This window comes from Gemmatimonadales bacterium (genome assembly GCA_030697825.1).
Lineage (GTDB): Bacteria > Gemmatimonadota > Gemmatimonadetes > Gemmatimonadales > JACORV01 > JACORV01.
The window spans coordinates 1-18569 of the sequence record JAUYOW010000329.1 but is presented as its reverse complement, the minus strand read 5'-3'; the positions used below and the strand labels follow the sequence as shown (position 1 = coordinate 18569).

Annotated in this window: 15 protein-coding genes; 13 read left to right on the top strand and 2 right to left on the bottom strand. The window is 70.1% G+C overall.

The features are described 5' to 3' along the window. The first annotated feature begins 1 nt into the window (after position 1). The 13 genes from Q8Q85_16380 to Q8Q85_16320 all read left to right on the top strand — a co-directional run bounded on the left by Q8Q85_16380 (position 2) and on the right by Q8Q85_16320 (position 16492). Positions 2 to 889, top strand: a complete 888-nt coding sequence (locus Q8Q85_16380) for a CoB--CoM heterodisulfide reductase iron-sulfur subunit B family protein (GenBank protein MDP3775837.1) — start codon at positions 2 to 4, stop codon at positions 887 to 889. Beyond that, positions 882 to 4289 (top strand): FAD-dependent oxidoreductase, encoded by a 3408-nt coding sequence (locus Q8Q85_16375; protein ID MDP3775836.1) that lies wholly within the window; start codon positions 882 to 884, stop codon positions 4287 to 4289. Before Q8Q85_16380 ends, Q8Q85_16375 begins: the two co-directional genes overlap by 8 nt. A gap of 13 nt (positions 4290 to 4302) precedes the next feature. Then, the gene (locus Q8Q85_16370; GenBank protein ID MDP3775835.1) at positions 4303 to 4740 is read left to right on the top strand and encodes a hydrogenase iron-sulfur subunit; all 438 of its coding nucleotides are present in this window, start codon (positions 4303 to 4305) and stop codon (positions 4738 to 4740) included. A gap of 23 nt (positions 4741 to 4763) precedes the next feature. Then, positions 4764 to 5723, top strand: a complete 960-nt coding sequence (locus Q8Q85_16365; protein MDP3775834.1) for a F420-nonreducing hydrogenase — start codon at positions 4764 to 4766, stop codon at positions 5721 to 5723. Beyond that, complete coding sequence (locus Q8Q85_16360) at positions 5720 to 7183, top strand: Ni/Fe hydrogenase subunit alpha (protein MDP3775833.1); 1464 nt, start codon at positions 5720 to 5722, stop codon at positions 7181 to 7183. Before Q8Q85_16365 ends, Q8Q85_16360 begins: the two co-directional genes overlap by 4 nt. Positions 7184 to 7203: 20 nt before the next feature. Next, complete coding sequence (locus Q8Q85_16355) at positions 7204 to 7719, top strand: hydrogenase maturation protease (protein ID MDP3775832.1); 516 nt, start codon at positions 7204 to 7206, stop codon at positions 7717 to 7719. Continuing rightward, positions 7701 to 8066, top strand: a complete 366-nt coding sequence (locus Q8Q85_16350; protein MDP3775831.1) for a hydrogenase maturation nickel metallochaperone HypA — start codon at positions 7701 to 7703, stop codon at positions 8064 to 8066. The genes Q8Q85_16355 and Q8Q85_16350 overlap by 19 nt, the downstream gene beginning before the upstream one ends. Continuing rightward, positions 8059 to 8745 carry a hydrogenase nickel incorporation protein HypB gene (gene hypB / locus Q8Q85_16345; GenBank protein ID MDP3775830.1) on the top strand — a complete coding sequence of 229 codons (687 nt, stop codon included), beginning with the start codon at positions 8059 to 8061 and terminating at the stop codon, positions 8743 to 8745. Before Q8Q85_16350 ends, hypB begins: the two co-directional genes overlap by 8 nt. A gap of 231 nt (positions 8746 to 8976) precedes the next feature. Then, positions 8977 to 9393, top strand: a complete 417-nt coding sequence (locus Q8Q85_16340) for a hypothetical protein (protein ID MDP3775829.1) — start codon at positions 8977 to 8979, stop codon at positions 9391 to 9393. A 26-nt stretch (positions 9394 to 9419) separates the two neighbouring features. Then, positions 9420 to 10943, top strand: a complete 1524-nt coding sequence (locus Q8Q85_16335; GenBank protein MDP3775828.1) for a type IV pilus twitching motility protein PilT — start codon at positions 9420 to 9422, stop codon at positions 10941 to 10943. Beyond that, the gene (locus Q8Q85_16330; protein ID MDP3775827.1) at positions 10940 to 13489 is read left to right on the top strand and encodes an ATP-binding protein; all 2550 of its coding nucleotides are present in this window, start codon (positions 10940 to 10942) and stop codon (positions 13487 to 13489) included. Before Q8Q85_16335 ends, Q8Q85_16330 begins: the two co-directional genes overlap by 4 nt. Further along, entirely contained in the window at positions 13486 to 14298 is an 813-nt protein-coding gene (locus Q8Q85_16325) for a TorF family putative porin (protein ID MDP3775826.1), read from the top strand. Before Q8Q85_16330 ends, Q8Q85_16325 begins: the two co-directional genes overlap by 4 nt. Then, positions 14285 to 16492, top strand: coding sequence for a prolyl oligopeptidase family serine peptidase (locus Q8Q85_16320; protein MDP3775825.1), 2208 nt, complete (start codon positions 14285 to 14287; stop codon positions 16490 to 16492). Before Q8Q85_16325 ends, Q8Q85_16320 begins: the two co-directional genes overlap by 14 nt. A gap of 122 nt (positions 16493 to 16614) precedes the next feature. Here the strand turns inward: Q8Q85_16320 and Q8Q85_16315 are convergent, their stop codons facing one another. Beyond that, a complete protein-coding gene (locus Q8Q85_16315; GenBank protein MDP3775824.1) occupies positions 16615 to 17292 on the bottom strand; it encodes a DUF1707 domain-containing protein in 678 nt (225 codons plus the stop codon). Further along, on the bottom strand, positions 17289 to 18569 hold a 1281-nt coding region (locus tag Q8Q85_16310; GenBank protein MDP3775823.1), incomplete at its 5' end, for an NAD(P)/FAD-dependent oxidoreductase. The genes Q8Q85_16315 and Q8Q85_16310, both read right to left, overlap by 4 nt.

Here is an 18569-nt window from a genome sequence, read left to right as displayed (position 1 = left end):
GATGCGCTACACGTACTTCCCGGGGTGCTCGCTCGAGTCGACGGCCAGGGGCTACGACCTATCGCTGCGTGCCGTCTTCCGCCGGCTCAGCCTCGACCTGCGCGAGCTGGACGACTGGAACTGCTGTGGCGCGACGGCCTATATGTCGGTCGCGGAGACGATGGCCCTGGCGGTCTCGGCCCGCAACCTGGCGCTGGCCGAGCGGGAGGGCGCCGGCGCCGATCTGGTGGCTCCGTGCAGCGCCTGCTACCTGGTGCTCCACAAGACCCACCGCTACCTGGCCGAGCAGCCGGGGCTGCGCCAGCGGGTGGGGGAGGCGCTGGCCGAGGGCGACCTGGCCTACCGCGGCACGCTGCGCATCCGCCATCCGCTCGACGTGCTGGTGAACGACGTGGGGCTCGAGGCGATCGCGGCCAAGGCGGTGCGGAGCCTGGAGGGCGCCAGGGTCGCGCCATACTACGGCTGCCAGATCGTTCGCCCCGAGCGGGGTTTCGATGACCGCGAGGTGCCGATGTGGCTGGACCACCTGTTCCGCCGCCTCGGCGCCGAGGTGGTGGACTTCCCCATGAAGGTCCGCTGCTGCGGCGGGATGCTGATGACGACCGCGGAGGACGTGGGCCTGCGGCTCTCCGGCGACATCCTCGCCTGCGCGATGGACGCGGGCGCCAACGTGGTCGTGACGACGTGCCCGATGTGCCAGATCAACCTCGAAGCGTATCAGGGCGAGATCGGCCGGGCCCTGCGCCGACGGGTCGAGGTTCCCATCGTCTTCTTCACCCAGCTGCTGGGGCTGGCGCTTGGCGCGGGCGCCGACGAGCTGGGGCTGCCGATGAACCTGGTGCCTTTGGGCCCGGAGCTGGCCACGCTCGCGGAGGCCGCCCATGTCTGAGATCAAGACGGGTGTCTACGTCTGCCACTGCGGCACCAACATCTCGGCGACGGTGGACGTGGAGGAGGTCGCGAAGTTAGCGGGGACGAGGCCCAACGTCGTCGTCTCCCGCGACTACAAGTTCATGTGCTCGCAACCGGGGCAGGAGCGGATCCAGAAGGACATCGAGAAGTTCGGGGTCAACCGCGTGGTGGTGGCGGCGTGCTCGCCGCAGATGCACGAGCTGACGTTCCGCAATGCCTGCGCGCAGGCCGGCCTGAACGGCTACCTCTGCCAGATCGCCAACATCCGGGAGCAGTGCTCGTGGGTGCACCGCGACCGCGCGGCGGCCACCGCCAAGGCCAAGGGCCTGGTGGTGGCGGCGATCAACCGCGTGGCGCTGAACCAGCCCCTCGAGATATCGTACGCCCCCCTCAACCCGGCGACGCTGATAGTCGGGGGCGGGATCGCGGGGATCCAGGCGGCGCTTGAGCTGGCCGAGACGGGCAACGACATCCACCTGGTCGAGCGTGAGTCTACGATCGGCGGGGCGATGGCGAAGTTCGACAAGACCTTCCCCACCCTCGACTGCGCCGCGTGCATCCTGACGCCGAAGATGGTGTCCGTCAGCCATCGCAAGAACATCCACCTGATGACGATGACGGACATCGAAAAGGTCTCCGGCTCGTTCGGCGACTTCACCGTCACCCTGCGCAAGCGCGCCCGCTACGTCACGCCCGACTGCACCTCGTGCGGTGCCTGCACCAAGGTCTGCCCGGTGAGCGTGCCGAGCCCGTTCGACCAACTCCTCGGCCAGCGCACCGCGATCCACAAGGCCTTCGCGCAGGCGGTGCCCAACACCTACGTGATCGAGAAGCAGGAACGGCCGCCCTGCATCGAGGGGTGCCCCATCCGCCAGGAGGCCGCGGGCTACATCGCGCTCATCAGGAACCGGAAGTTCAAGGAGGCGGCGCGGCTCATCCGGCAGCGCAACCCCCTCGCCGTGGTGTGCGGCAGGGTGTGCTATCACCCCTGTGAGGGGGAATGCAACCGCGGCCTGGTGGACCAGCCCATCGCCATCCAGCACCTCAAACGCTTCGCGCTGGATTGGGCGCGCGAGCATAAGGTGACCGTGAAGCCGCCGAAGATCGAGCCGCGGCCGGAGAAGGTCGCGGTCATCGGCTCGGGCCCGGCGGGCCTTACGGCGGCGCACGATCTCGCCACCAGGGGCTACCAGGTCACGGTCTTCGAGAAGTTCCAGGAGCTGGGGGGCATGCTGGCCCTCGGCATCCCCGAGTACCGGCTGCCGCGGCTGCTGCTCCACGAGGAGATCGACTACATCCGGTCGCTCGGCGTGCAATTCAAGACGGGCGTCCAGCTAGGGCGCGACTTCACGCTGGAGCAGCTGCGCGATCAGGGCTTCCAGGCGGTCTTCCTCGCGATCGGCGCCCACGAGAATGTGCGGCTCGACGTGCCCGGGGAGAGCCTCGAGGGCGTGGTGTCCGGCATCGAGTTCCTGCGCCTGGTCAACCTGCGGGTCAATGGCCACGTCGGCCGGCGGGTGGCGGTCATCGGCGGCGGGAACACCGCCATCGACGCGGCGCGGACGGCGCTCCGGCTCGGGTCGCCGGTCACCATCCTCTATCGCCGCACCCGCGCCGAGATGCCGGCCGCGGCGCACGAGGTCGACGACGCCGAGGCGGAAGGCGTCATGATCCGCTACCTGATCGCGCCGGTCGAAGTCCTCGGCGAGCGGGGCAAGGTGAGCGCGGTCAAGTGCGTGACGATGCGGCTGGGCGAGCCCGACGCCAGCGGGCGGCGCCGTCCGATCCCGATTGAAGGCAGCGAGCACGTGCTCGAGTTCGACACGGTGATCGTGGCGATCAGCCAGGCGCCCGACGTAGCGGCGCTCACGGGGAATGGGAAGCAAGGGAATGGGAACGGGCTGAAGGTCACGAAGTGGGGGACGGTGGAGATCGACCCGGAGAGCAAACAGACGTCGATCCCGGGTGTGTTCGCCGGTGGAGATGTCGCGCTCGGGCCGTCCACGGTGATCGCGGCGATGGGCAACGGCCGTCGCGCCGCCGAGGCGATCGACAAGTACCTGAACGGCCGGCCGCTGGCCGACTTCACCACGCACCTCGTGCGGCAGCGGTCCACCAAAGGCGAGACGTTCCGGCCGCATTCCTACGCGCCGATGTACAAGGACACGCCGCGAGCGCCGCGGGTTGCCATGCCCAAGGCGCCGCCCCAGGAGCGGGTGGCCGACTTCCGCGAGGTGGAGTTGGGCTTCAGCGAGGAGCAGGCGGTTCGCGAGGCGCAGCGGTGCCTCAACTGCGGTGTCTGCGTCGAATGCCTGGAGTGCGAGCGGGTGTGCGAGCCGGAGGCGGTGGTGCTCGGGATGAAGGACGAGCTGGTGGACGTCAAGGTTGGCCAGGTGCTGCTGGCCACCGGGTACCAGCTGTTCGATGCGCGCACGATCAAGCAGTACGGCTACGGCCGGCTGCCGGAGGTGTACAACGGGCTGGAGTTCGAGCGGCTGCTCAACTCGGCCGGCCCGACGCTGGGGCGGATCACCTGCAAGGACGGCCGCGCGCCGCGCGCCATCGCGATCCTGCACTGCGTCGGCTCGCGCCACGAGGACTACCACCGCTACTGCTCGCGGGTCTGCTGTATGTACGCGCTCAAGTTCGCGCACCTGGTGCGCGACCGGACCGACGCGCACGTATACCAGTTCTACATCGACATGCGGGCCTACGGGAAAGGGTTCGAGGAGTTCTACGGGCGCGTGCTGGAGGAAGGCACGAACGTGATACGCGGCCGGGCCGCGGAGGTCGTCGAGGCCCGGGGCGAGATGGCCCAGCACGGCACCATGCTGGTACGGAGCGAGGACACTCTCATCGGGGCGTTCCGGGAGATCCCGGTGGACATGGTGATCCTCTGCACCGCCATCGAGCCGCAGGCCGACGCCGACCGGGTCAAGAAGCTGTTCTCGATCAGCCGGAGCCCGGACGGGTTCTTCCTGGAGCGGCACCCGAAGCTCGATCCCATGTCCACCTTCACCGAAGGCATCTACATCGCCGGGACGTGCCAGGGGCCGAAGGACATTCCGGACACGGTGGCGCAGGCGAGCGGAGCGGCAGCGCGCATGATGGGCGTGATCGCGAAGGGCCAGGTGGCGATCGACCCGATGCGCGCGTCGATCGACGAGGCACGGTGCAGTGGGTGCCGGATCTGCAACAACCTGTGCCCGTACTTCGCCATCGACTTCGTGGCGGACCAGAAGGTCTCCCGGGTCAACACCGCGCTGTGCAAGGGCTGCGGGACGTGCGTGGCGGCATGCCCGGCGGGCGCGATCACGGGCGCGGGATTCACGGACGAGCAGGTCCTCGCGGAGCTCGAGGGCCTGTTCGTGGCCTGAGGAGGGAGCGGCCATGGAGTTCGAGCCACGGATCGTCGGGTTCCTCTGCAACTGGTGCGCCTACTCTGGGGCGGACCTGGCGGGGGTCTCACGCATCCAGTCGGCGCCCAACGTGCGCAGCGTCCGGGTGATGTGCACCGGCCGCGTGGATCCGACGTTCGTCCTGCGCGCGCTCCAGCTGGGCGCGGACGGCGTGCTGATCGCCGGCTGCCACCCGGGCGACTGCCACTACGCCGAGGGCAACTACAAGGCGATGCGCCGCGGCGTGGCACTGAAGATGCTCCTCAAGGCACAGGGCATCGATCCGCGCCGGCTCCGCGTCGAGTGGATCTCGGCGGCCGAGGGCGAGAAGTACGCGCGGGTCGTGAACGAGATGACCGAGGAGATCCGGAGCCTGGGCCCCCTGCATCCCGTGGAGGCGCCGGCCCCGGCCGCCGCCGCGGCGGACTGACGGGGCGGCGAGGAGCGCGAGCGATGAGCAAGCCGAAGCTGGCGATCTACTGGGCGGCTGCCTGTGGCGGGTGCGACATCGCCATCCTCGACATCGAGGCACACATCCTCGACGTCGCGGCGGCGTTCGACCTCGTGCTGTGGCCGGTGGCCACCGACTTCAAGTACAAGGACATCGAGGCGCTGCCGGACGGCGCGATCGACCTGTGCCTCTTCAGCGGCGCTATCCGCACGTCCGAGAACGAGCACATGGCGAGGCTGCTGCGGCGCACCAGCAAGGTGCTGGTCGCGTTCGGGTCGTGCGCGCACGAGGGGTGCATCCCCGGCCTCGCCAACCAGTTCACCAGGGACGAGATCTTCTCCCGCGTGTACCGCGAGACCCCGTCTACCGTGAATCCCGAAGGCACGCTGCCGCAGGCGCGGACGGCGGTGCCCGAAGGCCACCTCGACCTGCCGGTGTTCCAGGACAGCGTGCGCACGCTGGGCCAGGTGGTCGACGTGGACTATTACATCCCCGGCTGCCCGCCGCAGGCCGTGCAGATCTGGGCGGTGCTCGAGCACATAATGCAGGGCAAGCCGCTGCCGCCCAAGGGCTCGGTCCTCGGCGCGGGCGAGAAGACCTGCTGCGACGAGTGCCCGCGGGTGCGTGAGGAGAAGCGCATCCGGAAGTTCGTCCGGCCGCACGAGGTCGTCACCGACCCGAGCCGCTGCCTCCTCGACCAGTGCATCGTCTGCATGGGGCCGGCGACGCGCAGCGGGTGCGGGGCGCTGTGCCCGGCCGTCGGGATGCCGTGCCGCGGCTGCTACGGCCCGCCGCCGGGCTCCAAGGACCAGGGCGCGAAGATGATCAGCGCCCTCGCGTCGGTCATCGACTCGCAGGACCCGGCGGAGATCGAGGCGATACTCTCCGGCATCGAGGACCCCATCGGCACCTTCTACCGGTTTAGCCTCCCGGTCTCGCCGGTCAGGGGGATGGCGAAATGAAGACCATCTCGATCGATCCCATCACCCGGCTCGAAGGGCACGGGAAGATCGACATCTTCCTCACCGACGAGGGAGAGGTCGCCGAAACCTACCTTCAGATCCCCGAGCTCCGGGGCTTCGAGAAGTTCTGCGAGGGGCGGCCGGTGGAAGAGCTGCCCCGCATTATGACGCGGATCTGTGGCGTGTGTCCCGAAGCGCACCACATGGCGTCGGCCAAGGCGTGCGACGCCGTCTTCCATGTCGAGCCGCCCCCCGCAGCCAAGAAGCTCCGCGAGCTGCTGTACGCCGCGTTCTACACCGGCGACCACACCACCCACTTTTACGCGCTGGGCGGGCCCGACTTCGTGGTCGGGCCCACCGCGCCCGCGGCCGAGCGGAACATCCTCGGCGTGATCGCGAAGGTCGGCCTGGAGGCGGGGAAGCGGGTGATCCGCCAGCGGGCGGGCGCGCAGGAGGTGGTGAAGATCCTGGGCGGCAAGGCCATCCACCCCGTCACCTCGATCCCCGGCGGGGTGAGCAAGGGCCTCACCGAGCCGGAGCGCCAGCGCATCGAGCAGCTCGCCCGCGAGTTCGTCGAGTTCGCCGAGTTCACGCTCGGCGTGTTCGACGCGATCGTGCTCAAGAACCAGGAGTACGTGGACCTCATCCTCGGTGACGTGTACAACCACCGCCTCTATTCGATGGGGACGGTGGACGCCAACAACCGGGTGAACTTCTACGACGGCCTCATCCGGGTCGTGGACCAGGAAGGCAAGGAATTCGCGAAGTTCCCGGCCAGGGACTACCTCGACCACATCGCCGAGCACGTCGAGCCGTGGTCGTACCTGAAGTACCCGTACCTGAAGCGAGTCGGCTGGAAGGGCTTCGTGGACGGTCCCGATTCGGGCGTTTACCGGGCCACCCCGCTCGCGCGGCTCAACGCCGCGGACGGCATGGCGACGCCGAAGGCCCAGGAGGCCTACGAGCGGATGTACCAGACGCTCGGCGGCAAGCCGGTCCACGCCACGCTGGCAACCCACTGGGCGCGCGTGATCGAGATCATGTACGCGGCCGAGCGCACCCTCGAGCTGGCGACGGACCCCGAGATAACGAGCGCCGAGTACCGCACCATCCCGACCGAGATCCCAACGGAGGGGGTGGGATCCGTAGAGGCGCCACGGGGCACGCTGTACCACCACTACCAGACGGACGACCGGGGGATCGTCCGCAAGGTGAACCTGATCGTCGGGACGACCAACAACCACGCGGCCATCTCGATGGCGGTCAAGCGGGCGGCGTCGAAGCTGATCCGGAAGGGTGTCGAGGCCAGCGACGGCGTCCTCAACATGGTCGAGATGGCCTTCCGCGCCTACGATCCGTGCTTCGGGTGCGCGACGCACAGCCTCCCCGGGCAGATGCCGCTGGAGCTGCGCATCCGCGACCCGGACGGCCGGGTGGTTCAGGTGCTGCGCCGACCGTAGCGCCGGCGCAGGAGGAGCGCGTGACCGGACCGGACCCCGCTCACCAGGTGGTCGTCGTCGGGCTCGGCAATCCGATCCTGCGCGACGACGCCGTAGGCGTGCTCGCCGCGCGGGTGCTGGCCGAGCGCCTCGCCGGCGCGCCGGTGGAGGTGCGGGAGAGCTCGTGGGGCGGGATCCGGTTCCTGGACCTGCTCGCGGGCTTCGCGCGCGCGATCATCATCGACGCCATCGAGTGGCGGCACGGGCCGCCCGGCACGGTCTACCGCCTGAGTCCCGACCGGGCCATCCCCACCCTGCGCGCCGCCGGCTACCACGACATCAGCCTCGGTTCGGCGCTCGACTTCGGCCGCGCCGTGGGCCTGCCGCTCCCCGGCGAGATCGTCTTCTTCGCCGTCGAGGCGTCCGATACCCGCACGTTCGACGAGCGACCCACCCCGGCCGTCGAGGACGCGGTTCCGGAAGTCGTGAGCCGCGTCGAGGCCCAGTTGGTGCAGTGGGGTGTGATAGAGGAGGCCGCATGCACGAAGCCGGCATAGCTCTGCAGCTCATCGAGTGTGTGATCGATCGTCTCGAGACCGTGCCGCACGGCCCGGTGCGCCAGATCCACGTTCGAATCGGTGCGATGTCCGGCGTGTGCGCCGACGCCCTCGATTTCGCGTTCGGGTGCCTGGCCCGCGGCACGGGGCTGGAGGCCGCCCGTCTGGTTTTCGAGGTCGTGCCGCTCACCGTCGCCTGTGCGGCCTGCGGCGCGACGAACCCGGTGGAGGAGTACGTTTTCCGGTGCCCGGCCTGTGGGTCGGAGCGTACCGAGATCGCTAGCGGCCGGGAGCTGGAAGTCCGGAAGCTCGAGGTCGAGGATGTGGAGGTGCCCTGCCATGCATGAGATCGACCTGAAGTCCGGGCTCCTCGAGCCGAACTCGGAGCTCGCGAAGGAGAACCGCGACGTCCTGGCCTCGTGCGGCACCTACGCGGTGAACCTGATGAGCGGCCCCGGCGCGGGAAAGACGTCGCTGCTGGAGCGGCTGGTGCCGGCGCTCGCCCGGCACCTCCGCGTGGCCGTGATCGAGGGTGACATCGTCGGCAGTGCCGACGCCGAGCGCATCGCGCGGCTCGGCGTGCCGGTGCAGCAGATCAACACCGGCGGCGCGTGCCACCTGGACGCGCGCATGGTGCACCACGCCATCCACCACGTGGTGCGCGACGGCATCGACGTGCTGCTGATCGAGAATGTCGGCAACCTGGTCTGCCCGGCCGAATTCGACCTCGGAGAGGACGACGCGGTGATGCTCTTGTCCGTCGCCGAGGGGCACGACAAGCCCAAGAAGTACCCGCTCATGTTCCGGCGCGCCGACCTCATCGTCGTCAGCAAGGTGGACCTCCTCGGCTTCACCAACTTCGACTACAACGAGGCGGTGGCCGCCGCCCGTGACGTGCACCCGGGCGTGGACATCTTCCCAGTGTCGTGCCGCACTGGCGAAGGGGTTGCCCGCGTCGTCGAGTGGATCGAGCGGCGGGTCAGGGCGAAGACCGCGGGGCACCATCACGTGCGAGCGGCGCTGTGAGCGCGGTTCCGGAGTCGGTGAACGTGCCGCGCGCCGTCGCGGCCCGCATCACCGTTTCCGGGGCGGTGCAGGGCACCGGTTTCCGTCCCTTCGCCTACCGGCTGGTCTGCTAGGAGGTTTCCTGACGGCTCGCGATCCGGTCTCGCTCCCCCCGCTGCCCACTCCCCTCTTTCCTCTCCTCTTCCGTCATTCCGCGTTGGACGTAGCCGCGCGGGCGCAGTAGGATTGTGGATGGCTGGAATCAAGCTGTCCGCGAAGGCGGCCGAGGAATACGAGTTCCTGGAGAGCGTGCTCAAGAGGTGCGACCACATCACGGCCCTGGTGGAGCAGTACGCGAAGGCCAACAAGGGCGCCGACATGTACCTGTCGCAGATGACGCGCACGCTGGGCCAGATCCGTCAGCAGGCCATGATCAAGAACCTCGGCTTCGTCGCCGATCATGCCGGGATGCTGGGAGTGGCCGCGGGGCGCGGGAACCAGATGCAGCGGTCCCGCACCATCCGCGAGGGCTCGATCGCGCTGAAGCAGCTGATCGAGCGCACGATGAAAGCGATCGTCGAAACGGACAAGCGGGAGAAGGGCGAGAAGGAGAAGGAGAAGGAGAAGGAGAAGGAGAAGGAGAAGCAAGCGGCGTCCGGCAGCCACTAGTCGCGAACCCGGGGATCCACCCACCGATGGCCATTCTCGACAAGTTCATCCAGGTGATGTTCGAGCACGGCGCCGGCTGCGTGCGCCTCGAGAGCGGAGCGGCGGTCGTCCTCGAGGTGGACGGCGCGGACCGGCCCGTCACCAAGGAGGTCCTGACCAGACCCAAGGTCATGGCGCTGGTGCGGGAGATCGCGCCGGAGGGGATGAAGGACCACCTCGACGCCGAGTCGCGGATGGCGTTCGGCTACGCGCTCGAAGGCCAGCGGGTGGACGTGGAGATCCTGCACGCCGGAGAGGACGTGCGGGTGAGGGTGTCGCCGGCGCGCGCCCGCCGCTCGTCAGCCGCGATCTCGATGCCGATGGAAGCGCGGATGGGCGTGGAGGGCAACCTGCCGCCGATGCAGTCCGCGCCCGCGCCGACCCGCCAGGCGGTCGAGGCCTCCGACGCCGCGGAAGAGCGCATCCAGGAGATGCTCCAGAGGCTGGTCAAGTCGGGCTCGTCCGACCTGCACCTGCGCGTCGGCGAGCCGCCCATCATCCGCAAGTCGGGCGTGATGGAGCGGCTGGAGGGCTACGAGCCTCTCACCGTGGACGAGGTGCAGGCCCTCCTCCTCTCCATAATGCCGGAGCGGAACCGGAAGGAATTCGCGGAGACCAACGACAGCGATTTCGCGTACGAGATCCTGGACCTGGCGCGCTTCCGGGCCAACGTGCTCCGCGACCGCAAGGGTCCGGCCGCCGCCTTCCGCGTCATCCCGACCAAGATCATGACCGTGGAGGAGCTGGGCCTCTCCGAGGACGTGCAGAAGCTCTGCTTCCTGAGCAAGGGCCTGGTGGTGGTGACCGGCCCCACCGGCTCCGGCAAGTCCACGACGCTCGCGGCGATGATCGACCTCGTCAACCGCAAGCGCACCGATCATATCATCACGATCGAAGACCCGATCGAGTTCGTGCACCCCAACAAGAGCTGCGTTATCACGCAGCGGCAGGTGTCGCTGCACACCGACTCGTTCAAGCGGGCGCTGCGCGCCGCGCTGCGCGAGGACCCGGACATCGTGCTGGTGGGCGAGATGCGCGACCTCGAGACCGTGGCCATCGCGATCGAGACCGCCGAGACCGGACACCTCGTCTTCGGGACGCTGCACACCACGACCGCCCCGTCCACCGTGGACCGCATCATCGACCAGTTCCCCGCCGACCGGCAGAGCCAGATCCGCGTCATGCTCTCGGAGTCCCTGAAGGGGGTGGTCGCGCAGATCCTCTGCAAGAAGATCGGCGGCGGGCGCGTGGCGGTGCGGGAGATACTGCTCAACATCCCAGCTATCGCGAACCTGATCCGCGAGGGAAAGACCTTCCAGATCCAGTCCATGATGCAGACCAACAAGAAGATCGGCATGGTGACGCTGAACGACGCGCTGCTCGACGCCGTGGAGAAGAAGCTCGTGGAGCCGCACGAGGCGTGGATAAAATCCGTGGACAAGAGCGCTCTGGAGGCGATGCTCAAGGCCAAGGGACACGACCTCAGCTTTCTGAAGAACGTCCAGCAGTGACCGACCCCGCGCCTGTCCCTGCGAGACCGCAGGACGGGCGCGGCCAGCCGCTGGCTGCGCACGCCGGCGCCGTCCGGCGCCTGCTGCGGCGCGTCATCGTCTTCGCGGGGCTGGCCCTGGCGGGGCTCACCGCCAGCTCGTGGCTGGTCTCGGGGTTCCTCCTCCGCACGGTCGAGCGCGACCAGGAGGAAGCCCGCGTGCGAAGCGCCCAGCTCCTGCTGGCCCGCCGGCTGGATGCCCTCCGCCTCACGACGGGCGAGTTCGGGATCTGGACCGAAGCGTGGAACTTCGCGGCCCATCCCGAAGGGCGCGCGGCCGCCGAGTTCACGGAGGTGAACTTCGTCGACTGGGTGCCGCACCAGTACGGCTCCACCGCCGTGCTGCTTTGGGGGCACGACCGGCGGCTGCTGTTCCACTGGGCGGCGAGCCGGGCCGACAGCGAGGCCTGGAGCTCTACCGACCCGGCGCTGTTCCCGCTGATCGACCGGCGCCTGCGAGTCGGCGGACTGGTGCGCACGACGCATGGCCTCTACCTCGTCGGCGGCAGCGTGATCGTGCGCACCGAGGATCAGTCGGCGCGGGGCCGGCGCAACGGGTACGTCGTCTTCGCCCAGGTCGTGACGGATTCCCTGCTGCGGGTGATCGGCGGCGAGCTCCAGGAGGCGGTGTCGCTGACGGCCGCTCCGAGCGATCCCGCGGACACCGTCCCGAGCCACGAGCGGATCGCGGGGGACAGCGCCGAGACCCGGTTCCGCGAGGCCGACCTCTACGGCGAGCCCACCATCGTGGTGCAACTCCGGCACTCGGACAGCTTCGTCGGCGACTTGCGCCGGTGGAGCCTGGTGCTGCTCGGTTCGGCGGCGCTGGTCGTGGCCCTGGGCCTGGTGCTGCTCGCGGTGAGCGGAGGCCGGCTCGTCGCGAAGCAGGTGGAGGCGCCGCTCAGCGCGATCGCCGGCGCGTTCGCCGACATGCGGCAGACCGGCCGGCTCGGGCCCATCGCCGCGATCGGGGGCTCGCGCGAGTGGGAGGAGCTGGTCGCCACCTTCAATCGCGCCATCGAGTCCCATCACGAATCCGAGCAGAAGTACCGGACGGTATTCGACCGCGGCGTGGACGCGCTCTTCCTCCTGGACCCGGCGGGCGGCGAGATCGTGGACGCCAACCCGGCCGCCGAGGCGCTCGCGGGAAGCACCCGCGCCGAGCTGGCCGGCACGAGACTGGCGGAACGGCTCGATCCCGCACCCGGCGACGCGCTCCCGAGCGGCTCGTTCCGCTTCCACGGCGCGAGCGCCTCCGTGCCGGTCGGGGTGGTGAGCGCCCTCGTCGAGCTCGACGGGAAGCCGACGGTGCTCGTGTCGGTTCACGACCTCACCGAGCGCGAGGCGATCGAGGCCCAGCTGCGCCACGCGCAGAAGATGGAGGCCGTGGGCGGCCTCGCGGCGGGCATCGCCCACGACTTCAACAACCTGCTCACCACCATCGTCGCCACCGCCGAGCTGATCCGTTCCGAGACGCCGCCGACCGCGTCGTACCTGGAGGACCTCGAGAGCCTGAAGCGGGCCGGCGAGCGGGGTTCCGAGCTGACGCGCAAGCTGCTCGCCTTCACGCGACAGCATCAGCTGACCATGCAGACGCTCAAGCTCGCTGAAACGGTGGCCGATTTCGCCCGCATGGTGCGACGGATGGTCCGGGCCGACATCGAGCTGCAGGTGCACTCCCGCGATCCCGACGCCACGGTGCACGCGGATCCCGGCGCCGTGGACCAGATCCTCATGAACCTCGTCACCAACGCGCGCGATGCCATGCCGAACGGGGGTACCCTGACCATCGACACGGGCCCCGCGTCGCTCGACGCCCAGTTCGAGGCCAGGGAAGGGTGGGGGAAGCCCGGCGAGTACGTGGTCCTCGCGGTGTCGGACACCGGCGCGGGCATGAGCGACGAGACCAAACGGCGGGCCTTCGAGCCGTTCTTCACGACCAAGCCGGCCGGTGTCGGCACCGGCCTCGGCCTGGCGATCGTGTACGGGCTCGCCAAGCAGCACCGGGGGTACGTCGACCTCTACAGTGAGCTGGGCCACGGCACCACCTTCAAGGTGTACTTCCCGGAGGTCGCCGCGGTCGCGACCGCGGCGGAGGCGCCGGTCGCGGCGCGTCCCGTCCGGGGGGGCACGGAGACCATCCTCCTCGCGGAGGACGAGGATGCGCTCCGGCGCGCCGCCACGCGGGTGCTGGCCAAGCACGGGTACACGGTGCTGGCCGCCGCCGACGGTGCCGAGGCGCTGGAACTGTTCGAGGCGAACGAGGCGCGCATCGCCCTGGTGGTATCGGACGTGGTGATGCCGCGTCTGGGAGGACCCCAGCTCATGGCCGCGCTCCGGGAGAAGGGCAAGACCCCCAAGTTCCTCTTTACCAGCGGCTACACCGCGCGCGACGTCGCCGAGTCGTCCCAGATGGACCTGGACACGCCCTTCCTCACCAAGCCCTGGTCCATCACCGACCTGCTGCGCCGCGTCCGGGACGTCCTGGACGGCACGGCGGACTCGTGAGCCTCGGCATCCGCCGGCTTCGGCCCGCGCTCGTCGGCGGCGCGCTCCTCGCCATCGTGCCGCGTCTGCACGCCCAGGCGGCGGCCGAGGCCGATTCGGCGCCGAAGCTCGAGGTCTATGCCGAAGCGCGGGTCGTCTCGCGCTACGCCTGGCGTGGCTACGACCTGTCGCGCGCCAAGCCGGCCTTCCAGCCCTACGTCGAGGTGACGCTTCCCTCCGGTCTCGGGTTCAACGCCTTCACCACCAGCGCGCTCGACCGTCAGACCGAGCTGGACGAGGCGCAGCTCGGCCTGACCTTCCGCCGCGAGGTGCGCGGCGCGTGGGAAGTCGGGTTCGGGTACCTCCTGTACGTCATGCCAGGCACCCAGACGGAGCCGTCGCCCGAAGGCCCGGACTCACTGTCGCCCGCGATGTCGGGCGAGTTCGTCGCCTCGGTTACGCGGAACTGGAGCGGAGGCTACGCGACGCTCACGTACGCGCGCGGCCACGGGTCCGGCGTGGGGAACAGCGTCAATCTCTGGGTGCAGCACACGCTCGCCTGGGCGGGGGGACGGTGGTCGGCGGAGCCCTACGTCCAGGTGGACTACCTCGACGAGTACGGGCCGCCGAGCGGCTTCGGCGACCGGATGTCCGGGGTGGAGATCGGTGTGCCGGTCTACCGGCAGTTAGGCGCGGTGCGCCTCCAGCTCGCCGGCTACCTGACCGTCGTGCCGTCCGGCTACGTGCGGGGCTCGAACGGGGCCGCCGGCGGCTCCGCGCGCAGGGTGCTGCCATGGGCCGCGGCGGGCGTGGTGTATGAGCGCGAGTAAACGCGGCGTCCTGATGGGGCGGGTTTCGGCCCGCACGCTGCTGACCGGCCTGGCGGGCGGAGCGGCGCTGACGATCGTCGCGATGGCCATCGGCATCGCTCTCGATCCACGCGCGGCGTTCGCCCAGCGCGGGCGTGCCGATCCTGGAGTGTTCACCCTCGCCGACATCCTCAGCGCACCGTTCCCGTCCGATATGGTCGCGGCGCCGCACGGCGCGCGCGTGGCGTGGATCGGGGACGAGGAAGGGCGGCGCAATGTCTGGGTGGCGGAGGCGCCCGCGTTCCGCGCCCGCCGGCTCACCCGCTACACCGCCGACGACGGGCAGGAACTGTCCGGCCTCACCTGGACCTTTGACGGCCGCGCGCTGCTGTACGTCCGCGGTGGCGCGCCCGGCTCCAACTGGTCCGCCGACGTCCCCGTCAATCCGACCAGTGATCCGGGCGGCTCGGACCAGGCGGTGTGGCTCGTGCCGGTCGCGGGCGGCGCGCCTCGGCGCCTGGGCGACGGCGCCCACCCTGCGGCCTCGCCCGCGGGAGACCTCGTCGCGTTCGTGCTGCGCGACACCATGCGGGTCGCTCCGCTCAGAGCGGCCGGCCCGCCGCGGGTGCTCTTCCGGGCGCGAGGCCAGAGCGCCCGGCCGGTCTGGTCGCCGGACGGCCGATCGCTCGCCTTCGTCAGCGGGCGCGACGACCACAGCTTCATCGGCGTGTACGAGGTGCGGCGGAACGCACTCCGCTGGATCGCGCCTACGGTGGACCGCGACGACTTCCCCCGCTGGTCGCCGGACGGCTCGAGGCTCGCGTTCGTCAGGCGTCCCGGGTCCACGTCGGCTTCGGGTCCCGCCACGCCCGCGGCCTCGGACACCACCGTGCCGCCCTGGACCATCATGGTCGCGGATGCCGCGACCGGCACCACCCGCGAGGCCTGGCGCGCACCGGCCACGCCCGACGGCGCGCTGCCCGGCAACTCCGGCGAATGGGTGCTGCAATGGGCCGCGGACGACCGACTGCTCTTCGCCGCGGAACTCGGCGGTTGGCTAGGTCTGTACTCGATGGGCGCGGCGGGCGGCGAGGCGACGCGCCTCACTCCTCAAGGCTGCGAGGTCGAGGACGTCGCATTGACCGGGGACCGGCGCCTCGCGTACCTGACGACCAACTGCGGTGACATCGACCGGCGGCACATCCAGCGCGTGGCTACGTCGGGCGGTCCGGTGGACAACGTGACGTCGGGCGACGCCATCGAATGGAGCCCGAGGCCGCTCGCGGACAGCACGCTCGCGCTCCTCAGATCGGACGCGCGCCTTCCCGCCACTCCATCCATCATGCCGGCCGGAGCAGGCCCCGAGCCGATGGCGGGATGGCGGGCGCCCACGGCGTTCCCCGCCGAGCAGCTGGTTGAGCCACAGCAGGTCATCGTCCGCGCATCCGACTCGACCGAGGTCCATCTTCAGTTGTTCCTTCCGCCTGAGCGCGGGACGGAGGGGGGGCGGCGTCCCGCCGTGATGTTCTTCCATGGCGGTCCGCGGCGGCAGATGCTGCTGGGCTGGCACTACCGGTACTACTACCACAACAGTTACGCCTTCAATCAGTACCTGGCGAGCCGCGGGTTCGTCGTCGTCTCGGTGAACTACCGGTCCGGCACCGGCTACGGGCGGGCCTTCCGGCAGGCGCCGCGAACGGGGCGCGACGGGGCCTCGGAATACTCGGACGTGCTGGCCGCGGCGGCGTACCTGCGGTCACGAACGGACGTGGACCCGGCGCGCGTCGGCCTGTGGGGCGGGTCGTACGGCGGCTACCTCACCGCTCTCGGCTTGGCGCGTAACTCGGACCTGTTCGCCGCGGGCGTGGACCTGCACGGCGTCCACGACTGGTCGCGGAGCGGGAACCCCGACGCGCGGCCGATGCAGCTTCCCGATTCGATGGTCGCGCGGATGCGGCAGGCATCGCCGGTGGGCAGCATCGAACGGTGGCGCTCGCCGGTGCTCCTCATCCACGGCGACGACGACCGCAACGTGGACTTCTCTCAGACGGTGGATCTGGTCCAGCGGCTGCGCCGGCGGGGCGTGAGCGTCGAGCAGCTGGTCTTCCCGGATGACGTACACGACTTCCTCAGGCACGAACACTGGCTGGCGGCGTATCGCGCGGCGGCGGAGTTCTTCGCGACGAGGCTGGGGACCGCGGTAGCGGAGAGATAGCCGTTGGCCGTTGGCCGTTAGGCGTTAGCCGTTGGCCGCGCGCCTGAGACCGGAACCCGAGGTGGACATGATCGGTGTGCCGTGAGGGGCGAAGCCTCACAGCCTTCCTCGCAGCCTAACGCCTACTCCTCGTCTCCGCCGCGCAGCCGGCGCTGCTCACTGCGCCGGCGCTGGCGCGCCTCCTTGGCCGTCTCGCCTGGCAACCGCACCTTCACATCGACCCCGGCCATGAGCGCGTAGGCGTGGATGCGCAAGCGCGGCCGCTGCGACTCCAGGCGCTCGGGGTGCGACGCGAGGTGCGTCAGCCCGCCCATGATCGCCATGCCGCTCACTTCGACATCCAGGTCCGGCGGCACGATCACGCCGATCCCGCCAAATAGCGCGTAGAGGTAGACGTTGGTTGTCCCGGGTCCCAGCTCCGCCTCGCGGAAGTCGAGCTCGAACCCACCCATGAGGGCGATGCCGACGTGGCGCGGGGCGGGGAACCAGCGGCCATTGCGCTGCGTGCCGCTCCACACCGCGATGGTGGCGCGGCTCCCTCGCGGGAGATCCTGGCCCATCGGCTCGCGCGGCGGCGCCGGCACCGGCGCCGTCCGGTGCTCTCCCGTCGGCGCGAGGTCGGCGACGAGCTGGTCGAGGTCGGCCACCGTCTCGGCCCGGATGGCACGGTCTACCCGCGCCTCGAACTCCTCCAGCTCGAGCCGGCCCACCGCGAAGAGCGACGACAGCGCCTCGATCGTGATGTCTCGGCGCTCCGCCGTCGGCGGCCTGGAGGCTGGAACGTTCGGCTGGTCGCTCATTCCCTGGGCTCGAAGCTATCGCTTCGCGCCTCCGGCCGCACGCTTCCGAGGCTCCCGAGCTGCGCGAGGTCGCGGGGAAAGAAGAGCGCAATCGTCCAGTCGATGACCACGCGAGCCTTGCGCGCGAGCGTCGGGAGTTGGAGCAGGTGATAGGTGCGCACCAGCCACCACGCCAGGAACCCTCGCACCGGTACGCCGAGCAGCCGCCCGGCGCCGTCGTAGTTGCCGAGCGCGGCGAGCATGCCGAGGTTGCCGTGCGCGAAGCGGCGCGTCGTTCCGCCGTCCAGGGTCGCCGCGATGTTGTGGGCGAGCGTGCGAGCCTGGCGCAGGGCGTGCTGCGCGGTGGCCGGCGCCGCCTGCCCGCCCGCCTTGTCATCGGGCACCGCGGCGCTGTCGCCGAGCGCCCATAGGCCGTCGGTACCGGGCACGCGAAGGTCCGGGGCGGTGACGATGCGTCCCTTGGGGTCCTTCTCGCCCGGGATGCCGGCCACCAGCGGGTTCGCGACCACCCCCGCCGTCCAGACCACCGTATCCGTCGGCACGACCTCGTCGTTCGAGAGCACGACCGCGTCGGCGCGCACCTCGCGCAGCGTCGTGCCGACCCGGATCTCGATCCCCTTCTCGATCAGCCGCCGCTGCACCCGGAGCGCGAATGCGTCGCCGAGGTCGCGCAGGATCGACGGCAACGCCTCGAGTATCACGAACCGCGTCATCTCCGGGCGCAGGTTCGGGTAGAAGCGAAGGGCGTCGTTCGCCATCGCGTGCAGCTCGGCCGCCGCCTCGACGCCCGCGTATCCGCCGCCGATGAAGACGAACGTCAGGAGCTTGCGCCGCGTCGCATCGTCAGGCGTCCCGTCGGCCAACTCCAGGTGCGCGAGGAGACGGTTCCGAAGGTAGATCGCTTCGGCCAGGCTCTTGAATCCGATCGCATGCTGAGCGAGGCCGGGCACGCTCGCCGGCATGCGGGTGGCACTCCCGAGCGCGAAGACGAGGTGATCGAACGTCAACGCGCGGTCCGCGCCTTCGGCCGGCCGTACCGTGACCGACCGATTCCCGACGTCGAGCGCGACGACGGCGCCGACCACAATGTTCGTCCGCCGGAGCGCGGTGCGCAGCGGCACGACGAGGTGCCGCGGCTCCAGCGCCCCGGCGGCGGCCTCGGGGAGCAGCGGCGTGTATAGCATGTAGTTCTCGCGGGAAACGAGCGTGACTTGGTGCGCGCGCCCGCGCAGCCGCCGCTCCAGCCCGAGCGCAGTATAGAACCCCCCGAACCCGCC